Here is a 13,943-nt window from a genome sequence, read left to right as displayed (position 1 = left end):
TGAGTGCGAGCGGATCAGCCCATCCGCTCCGCACACACCTGCCGCAGCACCGCGACGATCGCCTCGAACCCGTCCTCGTCCAGCCATGGGCTGTTGCTGATGCTCAGGCAGCGCGCGGCGAAGTCGCGCGCATTGGGCATCGGCGCGGCGTCGACGAGGCCGTGCAGGTAGGCGTAGTCGGGCAGGGCGTGCACGAACAGCAGGCCGACGCCGAGGCCGCGCGGCCACAGCTGCGCCAGCGCGCGCTCGCGCGCGGCCGCATCCGGCAGCAGCACCAGCAGCGCCGGCCAGCTGCCCTGCGCGCCGGCGCTGTCGGCGATCACCCGCAGCCCGGCGATCGCGGCCAGGCGTGCGGCGCGGCGCTGGCCCTGCGCGCGCGCCTGCGCCAGGAACGCCGGCCAGCGCGCGCTGGCGCGCACGCCGACCGCTTCGCGCCAGGCGCCGACCGCATGCTGCGGGATCGCCGCGTCGAAGTGGTCGCCGGCCGCGGCCACGCGGTCGCCGCGGCGCAGGGCGCGGCGCAGCGGCGCGCCGTAGGCCCAGCGCAAGGCGCGCGGCCGGTACAGCGCGGCGTAGCCGAGCAACTGCAGGCTGCGCCGCAGTTCCCAGCGCCAGTCCGGCTGGCCCAGGCGCGCCGCGGTCGCGGCCAGGCTGCGCCGCAACGGCGCATGTGGCGACATCAGCAGGCCGCCTTCGTACAGGGTCGGGCCCTTGCCCACCGCCAGGCTGCAGAAGCCGATGTCGCCGCCCAGGCCGGCGGCGCGGCCGTCGCCATGCACGCCGCCCAGCGCCTGCGCGGCGTCCTCGATCAGCATCGCGCCGCAGGCCGCGGCGGCCTCGCGCAGCGGGGCCAGGTCGGTCAGGCGGCCGCCCAGGTGGGTGGCGACGATCGCCAGGGTGTCGCTGCCGCAGCGCTGCGCCAGCTGCGCCGGGTCGGGTTCGATCGAATCGGGCAGCAGATCGCACAGCACCAGCTGCAGACCGCAATGGGCCACCGCCAGCGCCACCAGCGGGCAGGTGTAGGCGGCCACCAGCACCTGCCGGCGGCGGCTGCAGCTGGCCAGGGTGCGCAGCGCGATGACCAGCGCGGCGGTGCCGGAGCAGGTCAGCAGCGCGTCGGGCAGGCCGAGCTGCGCGGCCAGCCGCTGCGGCGTGCGCGCCGGCCACAGGTCGCGCCAGTGCAGCGGCAGGCCGGCGGTGGGCGGGACCTCAGTGCGCATCGGCCGGCGCGGCGCGCTCGCCGAGCGCGAGACAGACGATGCCGGCCACGATCAGCACCGCACCCAGTGCCTGCAGCACGCCGATGGTTTCGCCGAACCACCACGCCGACAGCAGCAGCACGCTGACCACCTCCAGGTGCGAGGCGGCGAAGGCCGGCCCGATCGGCGCGTGCTCGAGCAGTTTCATCCAGGTGAAGAACGCGCCGACATAGCCCAGCAGCGCGGCGTACAGCCAGGGGCTGGCGAGCAGGCGCAGCACCCAGGCCCACTCGGCCTGCGGCGGGAACGCATGCGCGCCGCCGAGCTTGAAGCCGAACTGGGCCAGGGTGTCGAAGCCCAGCAGCAGGGCGAAGCCGAACGCATAGCGCTGCAGCGACGGGCGGCTCATGTGCCCAGCCCGACCACGGCCACGCCGGCGCTGACCAGGCAGATCCCGGCCACCTGCATGCGCCCCAGCCGCTCGCCGAACAGCCAGCGCCCGGCGAGCATGATCGCCACGATGTTGATCGAGCCCAGCAGCACGCCGCGGCCCAGCGGCACCAGCGACAGGAACGCGGTCCAGGCCAGGAACTCGAACGCGTAGCAGGCCATGCCAAGCCACAGCCACGGCTGCCGCGCCGTGCGCCGCCAGCGCGCCGCGCCGGTCGCCAGCGGGTCGCTGGCGACGTGCTTGAAGGCCAGCTGGCCGACCGTGTCCAGCGCCACCGTCGCCAGCCACACGCCGATCACGGGCGCCTGCAGCGCCATCAGGCCGCCTGGCGCGGCGCGGCGGCCTGCGCGGCAAAGAACTGCGCCAGCCGCGCGCCGAGCACGCGGCGTTCGCGGTCCAGGGTGATCATGTGGTAGCTGTCGTGCAGCAGCAGCAGTTCCACCGGCCCGGACACGCCGGCCACCACCAGCTGCGCATTGCGCAGATGCGCGATGTCGTCCTCGGCCGCATGCGCGACCAGGCACGGCGCGGTCACCTTGGCCAGGTTGCGGCGCACCCGCCGCGACAGCAGGTGCATCTCGGCCAGCGCGTGCCAGGGATTGCCGGGCAGGCCGGCGGCGCTGCTGTCGCCGCCGAGCATCGCGCCGCTGACCTGCGCGCGGATGCGCTCGTCGCGCAGGCCGTACGGCGGTTCCTCCAGGAACATGCGGCGGCGGCCGATGCCCAGGCGCTTGAACCACGGCAGCAGGAACGCCAGCCGCGCGCGGCGGGGGATGTTCCAGCCGTCGTAGCGGAAGGTGGCGCCGAGCACGCCGACGCCGTCGATCCACTGCGGCCGTTCTTCGGCCAGCTGCAGCGCCAGCAGCGCGCCCATCGACAGGCCGGCCACGAACAGCTTGTCCACCTGCGGGCGCATCCGCGCCGCGGCCTGCTCGACGCTGGCGCTCCAGTCGCGCCAGCCGGTGGCGAGCAGGTCGTCCTCGTCGCCGCAATGCCCGGCCAGCTGCACGCCGTGCACGCTGAAGCCCTCGCGGTTCAGCGATTTGCCGAGCAGGCGCATCTCGCTGGGGGTGCCGGTCAGGCCGTGGATCAGCAGCACGCCGTGGCGGCCGCCCGGGAAGTGAAATTCGGCGGATTGGATCATGGCGGCACGACGTCGGCAGCGAAGGAACGCGCGCAGCGTGGCGGGTAGGCGTTTCAGCAGCCTTTCGTTAGCGTTGCGCGGTGGCCGGGTTGCGGAAGCGCACCAGCACGCGCTGGCCCAGGCGCAGCGTCGATGGCTGCCGGAACGCCAGCACGCAGGCCACGCTGCGGTCGTTGCCGGCGCCGTCGGCGTCGTCGTGCAGCTGCGCCGGGCCGAACGCCGGCGCCAGCCAGCGCACCACCGCCGTGCCCAGTGCGGTCTGGCGGCCGTCGTCGCTGATCACCTCGGCCTGCATGCCCGGCGCGATCGCCGCGGCGTAGCTTTCGTTGAGTTCGGCGCGGACCAGGCGCGGCGCGTCCGGCAGCAGGGTCAGCAGCGGCGTGGCGCCGCCGTCGCTGCGCGCGCCGACCGCGGCGGCCAGCTGCAGCACGCGGCCGTCGACCGGCGCGTACAGCCGGTACTGGTCGCGCTGCAGTTGCGCCTGGTGCACCTGTTCGGCGGCCAGCGCGGCGTCGCTGCGCGCGGCCTGCAGCGCGTCGGCCAGGGTCTGGCTGGCGTCGCCGGCATCGTCGGCGCTCTGGCCGTCGCCGGCGCCGATCCGCGCCGCCTCGGCCAGCCGCCGCTGGCGCTGCTGCGCATGCGCCAGCCGCTGCTGCAGCTGGCCCACGTGCGCGCTCGCCGCCTGCGCACGGGTCTGCGCGATCTGCAGCTCCAGCGCCGCGGCGCGGTCGTCGGCGGCGATCAGCAGCGCGCCGCGGCGCACCGCGTCGCCTTCGTGCACCGCCACCCGCTGCAGCGTCGCGGCCACCGGCAGGCCCAGCCGCAGCAGGCCGCCTTCCACGTCGATGCGCCCGCGCGCCACCGCCAGGTAGGCCGGCGCCGCGCTGGGCGCGGGCGCGGCCTGCGGCGGGCGCGCGCAGGCGACCAGCAGCAGGCTCAGCAGGACAGCGGCGGGGAACGCTTTCATGGTGCGGACATCCGGGGCGAAGAGGGGGGCGAGGGCGGCGGCGCCAGGCGGCGGTCGTCGAGGATGCGGCCGTCCTCCATCGACAGCACGCGGTCGGCATGGCGGATCAGGCGCGGGTCGTGGCTGACGCACAGCACCATGGTGTTGTGCGTCCGCGCGATGCGGTGCAGCAGATCGATCACGGTCTGGCCGTTGCCGGCGTCCAGCGCGCTGGTCGGCTCGTCGGCGAACAGCAGCGCCGGGTGCTTGGCCAGCGCGCGCGCGATCGCCACGCGCTGCTTCTCGCCGCCGGACAGCTCGGCCGGGCGCAGCTGCTGGCGGTGGGCGATGCCGACCTCGGCCAGCGCCGCTTCGGCGCGCGCGCGCACCTCGGCCGCGGCCAGGCCCATGTACTGCAGCGGCAGCCGCACCTGGTCCAGCGCGCTCAGCGCCGGGAACAGGTTGAAGCCCTGGAAGATGAAGCCGGTGTGGCGCAGGCGGAAGCGCTCCAGCGCGGTCGCGTCGAGCGCGCCCAGGTCCTCGCCCAGCGCCTGCACGCGGCCGCGGTCGGCGCGCTGCAGGCCGCTGAGGATCGACAGCAGCGTGCTCTTGCCGCAGCCGGACGGCCCGGAGATCAGGGTCAGCTCGCCGGGCCACACCTGCAGCGCGACGTCGCGCAACACCTCGGTGCGCAGCTTGCCGGAGACGAAGCTCTTGCACAGGCCGCTGCCGTGCAGCGTGGCGACGGAGGGTTGCAGCACGGCGGGGTCGGCGGCCCGGTTCATCGCAGCAGCAGCGCCGGATCGGCGCGGCGCAGTCCGCGCAGCGCGGCCAGCGCCGACAGCAGGGTCAGCAGCATCACCGCGACCACGCAGGCCGCCCAGCCGCTGCCGTCGAAGGCCACCGGCACGTCGTGCGCGCGGGCCAGCGCGACCAGCGCCGCGCCGAGCGCGCTGGCGCCGAGCAGGCCCAGCGCGCCGACCCAGGCCGCCTGTTCCAGCACCACCCAGCGCAGCGCGCGCATGCTCACGCCCAGGGCGTTGAGCGTGGCGTACTCGCGCGCCGCGCCCAGCACCGTGGCCAGCAGGGTCTGGCTGGTGATCGCCACGCCGACCAGCAGCACGATGCCGCCGAGGAACAGCACGCCGGAGCCGGCGCCGGTGTCGAACATCCAGAACAGGATGCTGCGGCGGGCGAACTGCGCCGCGCTCCAGGCCGCGATGCGCGCCGGCGCGGCATGGCCGGCGAGGCCGCGCGCCACCGCGTCGGCATCGGCGCCGGGCCGCAGCCGCGCGACCATGTAGGTCGGCCAGTCCGGGTGCACGGCGTCGGTGTTCAGCGCGCGCGCGGTCTCCAGCGAGGCCAGCACGTTGACCCCGCCCAGCGCGCGCAGGCCGCGGCCGACCCCGATCACCCGCACCCGGTGGCCGTTGATGCGCGCGCTGCGGCCAATGCCGACGCCGAGCTTGTCCAGCTCGGCGCGGTCCACCACCACCGTGTCCGGTTCGCGCAGCGCCGCGCGCAGCGCCGGGTCCAGCAGCCGCGCGAACATCAGCCCGTCGGCGCGGGTGTCGATGCCGGAGACGTAGATCGACACCGCGCCGGTGGCGTCGGGGCCGCGCCAGTCGCCGTCGAACCACAGGAACGGTTCGACCTGCAGCACGCGCGGGTCCAGGTACAGCGCAGTAGCCGCATCCGGATCGATCGGGCGGCCCTGGTCCACGCTCTGCGTGCCGGGATAGCCCAGCCACAGGTCGGCGTCGGAGCCGGACACGTAGACGCTGGCGCTGCCGAAGATGCCCAGCACCAGCGCGGTCTGCAGCAGCAGCAACAGGCTGGCGAAACCGACCGAGACCACCACCGGCAGGAAGCGCCGCCATTCGTGGCGCAGGGTCTGGCGGGCCAGCGCGACCATCAGGGCGCCGCGCCTGCGCTGCCCGCGGCGCTGGTACTGGCCTGCGTTTGCGCGCTGCCCAGTGCGGTCTGCAACGCGATGTAGTCGAGGTCGCGCTGGCGCTGCGTCTCCAGCAGCTCCAGCGCGGCCTGGTCGCGCGCGGCCTGCTGCGTGGCGACCTCCAGATCGCTGCCCAGGCCCAGCCGGCGCCGCGCCTGCGCCGCGTCGGCGGCCTGCTGCAGCGCCTGCAAGGCCTGCTGCTGCGCCAGTTCGCGCTGGCGCTGCTGTTCCAGCGCGGTCAGCGCGTTCTGCACTTCGGCCACCGCCTCCAGCACGCATTGGCGGTAGGCCAGCGTCGCCGCCTGCAGCAGTTCGCCGCGGGCCTGCGCCGTGGCCTGGCGCAGCCCCCAGTCGAACAGCGGGATGTCGATCACTGGCCCTAACGAGGCGATGCCGTGCGGGGTGGCGGTGCGGCGATGCGAGAGCAGGTTGGTGGACCAGTGGATCGCGCCGCCCAGGCCGATGCTGGGGTAGCGGTCGGCGCGGGCGATGCCCAGTTCGCCGGCGGCGCCGAGCACCTCGGCCTCGCGCGCGGCGATGTCCGGGCGCCGCCGCAGCAGGTCGGCGGGCACCGCGTCGATCGCGCCGATCCGCAATCCCGGCGCCGTGGCGCCGGGGACGGCCGGCGCGGTCGCCGCGTCGCGCCAGGCCGGGTCCGGCGTGCTGCGCGCCAGCAGCACCGCCAGCCGTTGCGCGGCGGCGGCGCCGGCGCTGCGCGGTTCGCCCAGTGCGGCCTGCGCCTGCGCTTGCGCGGCCTGCGCCTGCGCCGCCGCCGCCGGCGGCGCCAGGCGCAGCCCGACCAGCGCCACGCTCAGCGTCGCCTGCCGCTGGCGTGCCTGCGCGATGCGTTGCAGCAGCTGTTCGGCCTGTTGCGCATGGCGCAGCTCGGTCCAGTTGCGCGCCACCTCGGCGACGGTGGCGGTGCGGACCTGTTCCAGGTTCGCCTGCGCGGTCTGCAGGTCGCCGCGGCTGATGCGGCGGGTGGCGTCGCCGCGCCCGAACAGCGGCAGCTCCCACTCCGCGTCGAAGCCGGCGACCAGGAACGAGGCGCTGGCGTCGGGATCGATCGGATCCTCGGTGCGCGCATGCAGCTGCGGCATCAGGGTGGCGTCGGCGACGCCGTCCATGCGCCGCGCGGCGCGCAGCCTGGCCAAGGCCTGGGCGACGTCGAGGTCGTCGCGCAGCGCCTGCGCGACCAGCGCGTCCAGTTGCGGGTCGTGGAAGTCCTGCCACCAGGCGCTGCCGGCCGGGCGCGGCGAGGCCGCGGCCGGCAGCGCGCTCCACTGCGGCGGCAGCGGTTGCGCCAGGTCGGGCAACGGCGTGCTGACGCAGCCGGCCAGCGCCGCCGCGCTCAGCCCTGCAAGCCCGGCCAGCCGGAATGCGCGGCGCCGGCTCATGCGGGCGGCGCCGCGTCGGCAGGAAGGTCCAGTTCCACGCGCAGGCCGCCCAGCGCCGAGCGCTGGTAGCGCAGGGCGGCGTGGTGGCGCGCGGCGATGCTGGCGACGATCGCCAGGCCCAGGCCGGTGCCGCCCTCGGGCGCGTCCGGGGCGCGGAAGAAGCGTTCGCCCAGCCGCGGCAGCAAGGCCTCGTCCACCCCGGGGCCGGCATCGTCGACCGCCAGCCGCAGGTGCCGCGGCTGCCGCCGCAGGCTCACCGTGACCATGCTGCCGGTGGCATGCTTGAAGGCGTTGTCGAGCAGGTTGTCGAGCAGTTCGCGCAGCGACCAGGCATCGGCGGCGATCCAGGCCGGGCTGTCGTCATCGTCGTCGTAGCCCAGGTCGACGCCGGCCTGCAGCGCGTCGGGGATGCGCTCGGCCAGCGCCTGCGGCAGCCACGCGGCCAGGTCCATCGGCAGCAGCGGGCGGATGCTCTCGCGCGGCGCCTGCGCACGGGTCAGCGCCAGCAGTTGGGTGGAGCTGCGGATCGCGCGGTCGGTCAGCTGGCGGATGTGCTGCAGCGCCTGCGCGGTGTCCTGTGCGCGGGTGCTGGCCTGGGCGCGCTGCACATGCATGCTCAGCCCCGCCAGCGGCGTGCGCAGCTGGTGCGCGGCGTCGGCGACGAAGCGCTCCTGCAGCGCCATCAGCTGCTTGAGCCGGCCCAGCAGGCCGTCGATGGCCTGGGTCAGCGGCAGCACCTCGATCGGGATGTCCGGGCCGGACACCGGGCTGAGGTCGCGCTGGCTGTCGTCGAGCCGGCGCACCGCCGGTTGCAGCAGGCGCAGGCCCACGCGCACGCCATGCCAGACCAGCGCCAGCAGCGAGCAGGTCAGTAGCAGTTCGGTCGGCAGCATCAGCATCAGGATCTCGCGCGCGCGGCGGTGGCGGTCGTCCAGGGTCTCGGCCACCGAGATCGTCAGCCGGTCGTTGGCCTCCCAGGCCGACGGCACGATCAGGCTGGCCACGCGCACGGGCGTGCCGTCGGCCATGCGTTCGTCGCGCAGCGCCACCCGGCCGAGCGTGGCCGGGGCGGCGTGCGCCGGGATCGGCTGCGCGCTGTTGCTGATCACGCCGTGGTCGCGGCTGCGCACCTCGAAGAACACGCGGCCGTCGCTGCTGTATTCGAGCAGGCGCCGCGCCTGCAGCGGCAGCGGCAGGCTGGCGCCGGCATCGTTGACCGCCTTGGCCAGGCCCAGCGTGTCCTCCTTCAGGTCCATGTCGTGGACGTGGTTGGAGTACTTGAGCATCAGCAGATAGAACAGCGCCGAGACCACCAGCATCAGCAGCAGGGTGGGGATCAGCAGGAACGCCAGCAGGCGCCGGCGCAGGCTGGGATGGGCGGGGAGCGCGCCCGCCGTCGCGGCTGCCACGGCCGCGCTCACGACGCGTGCGCGTCGTGGGCGGCGTCGGCTTCCGCGGCGCGGGATTCTTCCAGCAGGTAGCCCAGGCCGCGGATGGTGCGGATGCCGACGCCGGAGCCGTGCAGCTTGCGGCGCAGGCGGTGCATGGAGATGTCCAGGCCGTTGTCGGTGATCTCGTGCTGCCAGTCGCACAGCGCGTCGGTCAGCTGGCCGCGGCTGACCACGCGCCCGCTGCGCATCAGCAGCGTCTCCAGCAGCGCGAACTCGCGCGCGGTCAGTTCCAGCGGCTCGTCCTGCAGCCACACCCGGCGCCCGGCCAGGTTGATCCGCAGCTGGCCCAGGGCCAGCTCGGGGATGCCGCCGCTGCTGCGCCGGCGCAGCAGGGCGCGGGTGCGGGCCAGGAACTCGGACAGCTCGAACGGCTTGATCAGGTAGTCGTCGGCGCCCTGGTCGAGGGCGCGGATGCGGTCCTCCACGCCGTCGCGCGCGGTCACCACCAGCACCGCGACCTCGTCGCGGCGCTCGCGCACGCGCTGCAGCACCTGCAGGCCGTCGCGCCGCGGCAGGCCCAGGTCGAGCACCAGCAGGTGGTAGGACTCGGCGCTGAGCGCGCGCTCGGCGGCGGCGCCGTCGTTGACGTGGTCCACCACGTGCCCGCACTCGGCCAGCGAGTCGCGCAACGCAACGGCAATGGACGTATCGTCTTCGGCAACCAGGATGCGCATGGCGCGAGATGCTTGCAACGTGGATGTTGGAAAACCGTCGTAATCGGCGGTGGCGAGGCGATCACGATGGGATCCGTTTATGTAGCGACGGTGACGGTTGCGCGGCAGTGCGGCGTGGCCGGCGCAGGGTCGGGTGGAACGAGGGACGTAGCGGCGCCTGCCCGTGGTCCCTTCCGCAACCGGCCCGCCGTTGCGCAGGGCGCCGTTCCTGGCTTGCGCGCGCACGTTGAAACAGGGATCGGAAGCGCGCAAGCTCCTGTCTACTTGCGACCAGGGGGTTGGCGATGCGCGGAGTGCTGTTGTGGCTGTGTGCGGTTGCGGCCGCGGCGTTGCCCTCGGTGGCGTTCGCGCAGGCGACCACGCGTCAATGCGGCGCGGCCGAGGAGCCGGGTCCGGCCTGTCTGCTGGCCAGGAAGACGCTGCCGGCGTTGCCTGCTGAACCGGTGTTCTGGCATCTCGATCGCTTCGTGTCCAAGCCATCCGCCGAGGCTGCCGCCAGCGCCTCCAGCGTGGTGGTGGAGGCGTTCGGATCGGTCTGGCTGTTCACGCTGGCGCCGGCCGCGTGGCAGTCCACGGGCGGCGAGCACGTGTCCACGGTCGGCCCGCTCGCGGTGGCGCCGGCGTCGACCTATGCGGCCGAATACCTGCGCTCGGTCTTCACCCCGGGGACGACGGCGCCCTTGCATGTCCATTCCGGCCCGGAGGCCTTCTTCGCGGTGAACGGCGACACCTGCCTGGAAACGCCCGAGGGCGTGCGGATCGGCCGTGGGCCGGGCAACAGCCTGACGATCGAGGCGGGGCCGCCGATGCTGCTGATGGCGATCGGCACGGTGCCGCGGCAGGGCTTCGCGCTCATCCTCCATGACGCCGAGCGGCCGGCGACCACCTTGACCCAGGCCTGGCAGCCGCAAGGCCTGTGCGCGCGGCAGCTTTCCGCGGATCGGGCGCACTGACACCGCATCCGCGGTCGGCGCATGTCGGGAAATTCTGACAGTGCGTCGCGGTATCGGCCGATCGCGCCGGCGCCTGAGGAGAGGCATTCTGTGCGTGTCGGCAACGTCATCGCTCCCGCGCCAGGGATGCGCGCTTGCACGGAATCGAACGGAACTCGATTCGCCGGCCACCTGTTTTCGTTCCCGCATGCGCCGACGGACCGGCGCGCGTGCATGCGAGCGGAGTGACACGGACGGAACGCACGACGCCCCGGCATGCCGGGGCGTCGTGCGTTTGCGCGGGTGGTTGTTTGCGGCGTGCCTGCCGGTTCTGCGCAGAACACCGGCCTGGCGCTGCCGGTCCGGTGGCGCCGACGCGGCAATCGGCGGCGCATGGACGCGCCTTCGGCCTGGCGGCGCATCCGTTCACGGACGGTCCTTTCACCTCACGAGATCCGGTGGACCGCTGCGTTGTTGGTTCGACAGGATCGCCGCCATCACGGCCGCTTCGATCCTGCCCCGGCATCGCGGCGATCCGTCGCCCGCGCGCGGCGGAAACGCCGCGGCGTGCGAATACCTACCGCCGCCAGCGTCCGCCCAGGCGCGACAAATCCCCAATCCCCAATCCCCGCTTTTCCACAGCCGAATGGCTGGTCATCCCAGCCCTACAGCGCCCAATCCACCCGCATGCCGGCCACCAACGCATTCGGCAGGTCGCGGGTGCGCGCCGGCTCGTTGAACTGGTCCGGGTGCACGATGTAGTGCAGGTTCGGCGCGATGCGCAGCTGTGGGGTGACCTGGATGCCGTAGCTCAGTTCCATCATGTATTGCGAGCTGTGCGGGGTGCCGCTGCCGCCGGCCGCGGCGCGCGCCAGGCGCAGGTCTTCCAGCGCGTCGTCGCTGTAGCGCTGCTGGGTGACGACGAAGGCGATGTTGTCCTGCTCGCGGCTGGCGAAGGTGCCGCGCTGGACCAGGCCCAGCTCCAGGAAGTGGTCCTCGATCAGCTGCCCGGAGGTGCCCTTGAGCACCGAGCCGAACAGCACCAGGCCGCGCGCGCTGTCGGCGTCGGGGCGGGTGACCTGCTGCTCGAAGCGGAAGAACGCGCCGGAGCGGCCGTTGCGGGTGGCGTAGCCCAGCCCGCTGAGCCGCGCCGGGGTGCCGTTGCGGTCGTTGAGCGGGTCGCTGTAGTCGGAGTTGTCCTGCCAGCCGCCCAGTTCGTACATCGCCGGGAAGCGCACGCTGGCCGCCTCGGTCTTGTAGCCGATGGCATAGGGCACGATCACCCCGGTGTGGTCGCGGGTGCTCCAGTTCAGGCCGTGCTCGCCGTCCTCGGCCTGGGTCGGATTGACCTCGTAGGCGCCGACGTGCACGTACACGGTCGGGGTCACCCAGGCCTTGGCGTGCGCGGCCCAGCTGGACACTGGCCAGTAGGTGAAGTTGCTGGTGCGGAACACGTAGGTCGGGTTGCCGCAGGCCGAGTTGCCCTGGAAGTAGCCGCACAGGTCCGAGCCGAGGAAATGGATGTTGGCCACGCTGCGTCCGGCCTCCAGTTCCAGGCGGTCGTCGAACAGCTTCTGCTCGAGGGTGAAGTTGGCCAGGCGCGTGCCCTGGCCGCCGTAGATTTCCTGCACCGAGGTGCTGTTGCCGATGTCGCTGTTGGCCAGGTTGGTGCCGTGGCGGTTGATCGCATAGACCTTCAGCGTGGCGCCGTTCCAGCCCATCAGCCGCTGCAGGTCGACGTCGGTGCCGAGCATCAGCTGGCCGGCGTAGGCGCTGCCCTGTTCCTTGCCGCCGTCCAGCGAGACCGCGGCTTCGCCGGTGTAGGCGAGCTTGAGCTTGAACGCGTCGCTGGCGTCCTGGGCGTGGGCCAGCGGGGCGAGGGCGAGCGCCAGGGCGGTGAGCGACAGGCGCCGGGTGAGGGGAAGGGACATGGCAGGGACTCCTGGGGTGTGGGGAGGCCGGCGCGCCGCCGTGGACGACGGGGGGAGGGGACATCGCCCCCGGCGGCGCGCCGGCGCGTTGCTTATTCGGCGACCGGCTTCTTCAGCACGCGCAGGGCCAGCGCGGTCAGCGCGGTGCCGGCGATCAGGGCGATCAGGTACATGCCCAGGTGGGTCACCGCATTGGGGATCGGCAGCACGAACACGCCGCCGTGCGGCACCTTCAGTTCGGCGCCGGCGGCCATCGAGATCGCGCCGGCCAGCGCCGAGCCCAGCATCAGCGCCGGGATGGTGCGCAGCGGGTCGCGCGCCGCGTACGGGATCGCGCCCTCGGTGACGAAGGCCAGGCCGAGCACGCCGGTGGCGGCGCTGGTGCCGCGTTCCTCGCGGGTGAAGCGGTTGCGGAACACCCAGGTGGCCAGGGCGATGCCCAGCGGCGGGGTCATGCCGGCGACCATCGCCGCGGCCATCGGCGTGTACACCTGGCTGGCGATCAGGCCGGTCGAGAACGCATAGGCGGCCTTGTTGACCGGTCCGCCCATGTCGAAGGCCATCATCGCGCCCAGCAGCAGGCCCAGCAGCACCGCGCTGCTGCCCTGCATGCCGCGCAGCCAGTCGGTGAGCCAGGCCAGCGCTTCGGCGACCGGCTGGCCGACCACGTACAGCATGGTCAGGCCGACCAGCAAGGTGCCCAGCACCGGCAGGATCAGCACCGGCTTCAGCCCTTCCAGGGTGCGCGGCAGCTTGATCGCGCGGTTCAGCGCGGCCACGCCGTAGCCGGCGATGAAGCCGGCGAAGATGCCGCCGATGAAGCCGGCGCCGAGGTTGGCCGCGACCATGCCGCCGATCATGCCGGGGGCGATGCCGGGGCGGTCGGCGATGGAATAGGCGATGTAGCCGGCCAGCGCCGGCACCATCAGGGTGAAGCCGGCCTTGGCGCCGATCTGGAACAGCGACCAGGCCAGGGTGCCCTTGTGCGCGTCGTCGAAGGCGTAGATGCCGCCCAGCGCGAACGCCAGCGCGATCAGCAGGCCGCCGGCGGTGACGAACGGCAGCATGAACGACACGCCGGTCATCAGGTGCTTGTACGGGCCGGCCGACTTGCCGCGCTCGCTGCTCGCCGGCGTCGCGCCATTGCCGCTGGCCGCATGCACGCCGGCCTCGGCCAGCGCCTTGCGGATCAGCCCGGGGCCGTCGTTGATCGCCGGCTTGGTGCCGCTCTTGAACAGGCGCTTGCCGCCGAAGCGGGACAGGTCCACCTCGCGGTCGGCGGCGATCAGCACCAGGTCGGCCTCGGCGATCTCGGCGTCGCTGAGCGTGTCCTGCGCGCCGACCGAACCCTGCGTTTCCACCCGGATCTGGTGACCCAGGGTCGTGGCCGCCTGCTGCAGGCCTTCGGCGGCCATGAAGGTGTGGGCGATGCCGGTGGGGCAGGAGGTCACGGCGACGATGCGCTTGGCGCCGTCCGCCGTCGTGGCGGTGGCGGCGCCGCTCGCCTGCGCCGCGCTGGCCGCGGCCAGCAGCGGTGCGAGCACGCCGGCGGCGTCGTCGAGTACCGCGTCCAGGCTGGCACGCACCGGCGCGGCGCCGGCGAAGCGCGCCGCGTCGGCATCGCCGTCGCCGACCAGCAGCAGCGCCGCGGCGCTGCCGGCGGCGGCCAGGTCCAATGGGGCGATCACGCCCTGCGGCGTGCGCACCTCGGCGTGCAGTACCGCGCCGCCCGCGCTGGCCGCATGGCGCAGCGCTTCGGCGGCGAGGACGGCCTCGGTGCTGCGCTCGCCGGCGACGATCACCACGAAGATAGGATTCATGCTTGCTCCCGATGGACGCAGGGGGCCGACGCGCGGAATGGCGA

The 13,943-nt window shown here is 73.8% G+C and carries 13 protein-coding genes; 1 reads left to right on the top strand and 12 read right to left on the bottom strand.

The annotated features are described in order from the left end of the window. Nucleotides 1–14: 14 nt before the first annotated feature. The 10 genes from AB3X10_RS13505 to AB3X10_RS13460 all read right to left on the bottom strand — a co-directional run bounded on the left by AB3X10_RS13505 (nucleotide 15) and on the right by AB3X10_RS13460 (nucleotide 9,216). A complete protein-coding gene (locus tag AB3X10_RS13505; RefSeq protein WP_369975593.1) occupies nucleotides 15–1,220 on the bottom strand; it encodes a DegT/DnrJ/EryC1/StrS family aminotransferase in 1,206 nt (401 codons plus the stop codon). After that, the gene (locus AB3X10_RS13500; RefSeq protein WP_369975591.1) at nucleotides 1,210–1,608 is read right to left on the bottom strand and encodes a DMT family transporter; all 399 of its coding nucleotides are present in this window, start codon (nucleotides 1,606–1,608) and stop codon (nucleotides 1,210–1,212) included. Before AB3X10_RS13500 ends, AB3X10_RS13505 begins: the two co-directional genes overlap by 11 nt. Further along, complete coding sequence (locus tag AB3X10_RS13495) at nucleotides 1,605–1,967, bottom strand: EamA family transporter (RefSeq protein ID WP_369975589.1); 363 nt, start codon at nucleotides 1,965–1,967, stop codon at nucleotides 1,605–1,607. The genes AB3X10_RS13500 and AB3X10_RS13495 overlap by 4 nt, the downstream gene beginning before the upstream one ends. Then, nucleotides 1,967–2,794, bottom strand: a complete 828-nt coding sequence (locus AB3X10_RS13490; RefSeq protein WP_369975588.1) for an alpha/beta hydrolase — start codon at nucleotides 2,792–2,794, stop codon at nucleotides 1,967–1,969. The genes AB3X10_RS13495 and AB3X10_RS13490 overlap by 1 nt, the downstream gene beginning before the upstream one ends. A 67-nt stretch (nucleotides 2,795–2,861) precedes the next feature. After that, nucleotides 2,862–3,761, bottom strand: coding sequence for an HlyD family efflux transporter periplasmic adaptor subunit (locus AB3X10_RS13485; protein WP_369975587.1), 900 nt, complete (start codon nucleotides 3,759–3,761; stop codon nucleotides 2,862–2,864). Further along, nucleotides 3,758–4,525, bottom strand: a complete 768-nt coding sequence (locus AB3X10_RS13480) for an ABC transporter ATP-binding protein (RefSeq protein WP_369975586.1) — start codon at nucleotides 4,523–4,525, stop codon at nucleotides 3,758–3,760. The genes AB3X10_RS13485 and AB3X10_RS13480 overlap by 4 nt, the downstream gene beginning before the upstream one ends. Continuing rightward, on the bottom strand, nucleotides 4,522–5,655 hold the full coding sequence (locus tag AB3X10_RS13475; protein WP_369975585.1) for an ABC transporter permease: 1,134 nt from the start codon (nucleotides 5,653–5,655) through the stop codon (nucleotides 4,522–4,524). The genes AB3X10_RS13480 and AB3X10_RS13475 overlap by 4 nt, the downstream gene beginning before the upstream one ends. Further along, complete coding sequence (locus AB3X10_RS13470; protein WP_369975584.1) at nucleotides 5,655–7,091, bottom strand: TolC family protein; 1,437 nt, start codon at nucleotides 7,089–7,091, stop codon at nucleotides 5,655–5,657. The genes AB3X10_RS13475 and AB3X10_RS13470 overlap by 1 nt, the downstream gene beginning before the upstream one ends. Next, the gene (locus AB3X10_RS13465; protein WP_369975583.1) at nucleotides 7,088–8,500 is read right to left on the bottom strand and encodes a sensor histidine kinase; all 1,413 of its coding nucleotides are present in this window, start codon (nucleotides 8,498–8,500) and stop codon (nucleotides 7,088–7,090) included. The genes AB3X10_RS13470 and AB3X10_RS13465 overlap by 4 nt, the downstream gene beginning before the upstream one ends. 8 nt (nucleotides 8,501–8,508) lie before the next feature. After that, a complete protein-coding gene (locus AB3X10_RS13460; protein ID WP_369975582.1) occupies nucleotides 8,509–9,216 on the bottom strand; it encodes a response regulator in 708 nt (235 codons plus the stop codon). A 284-nt stretch (nucleotides 9,217–9,500) separates the two neighbouring features. Here AB3X10_RS13460 and AB3X10_RS13455 point away from each other — a divergent pair, with 284 nt between their 5' ends. After that, nucleotides 9,501–10,169, top strand: coding sequence for a hypothetical protein (locus AB3X10_RS13455; protein ID WP_369975581.1), 669 nt, complete (start codon nucleotides 9,501–9,503; stop codon nucleotides 10,167–10,169). A 644-nt stretch (nucleotides 10,170–10,813) separates the two neighbouring features. On the opposite strand, the gene AB3X10_RS13450 is transcribed toward AB3X10_RS13455, so the two are convergent. Together AB3X10_RS13450 and AB3X10_RS13445 are read right to left on the bottom strand one after the other, a co-directional pair. Then, nucleotides 10,814–12,079: a carbohydrate porin gene (locus AB3X10_RS13450; RefSeq protein ID WP_369975580.1), complete on the bottom strand. Its 1,266-nt coding sequence runs from the start codon at nucleotides 12,077–12,079 to the stop codon at nucleotides 10,814–10,816. Between the two features lie 92 nt (nucleotides 12,080–12,171). Continuing rightward, nucleotides 12,172–13,899 carry a PTS fructose transporter subunit IIC gene (locus AB3X10_RS13445; RefSeq protein ID WP_369975578.1) on the bottom strand — a complete coding sequence of 576 codons (1,728 nt, stop codon included), beginning with the start codon at nucleotides 13,897–13,899 and terminating at the stop codon, nucleotides 12,172–12,174. Nucleotides 13,900–13,943 lie beyond the last annotated feature (44 nt).

The sequence above is a fragment of the Xanthomonas sp. DAR 80977 genome (genome assembly GCF_041240605.1).
GTDB lineage: Bacteria > Pseudomonadota > Gammaproteobacteria > Xanthomonadales > Xanthomonadaceae > Xanthomonas_A > Xanthomonas_A bundabergensis.
This window is presented reverse-complemented; position numbering and strand designations above follow the sequence as displayed.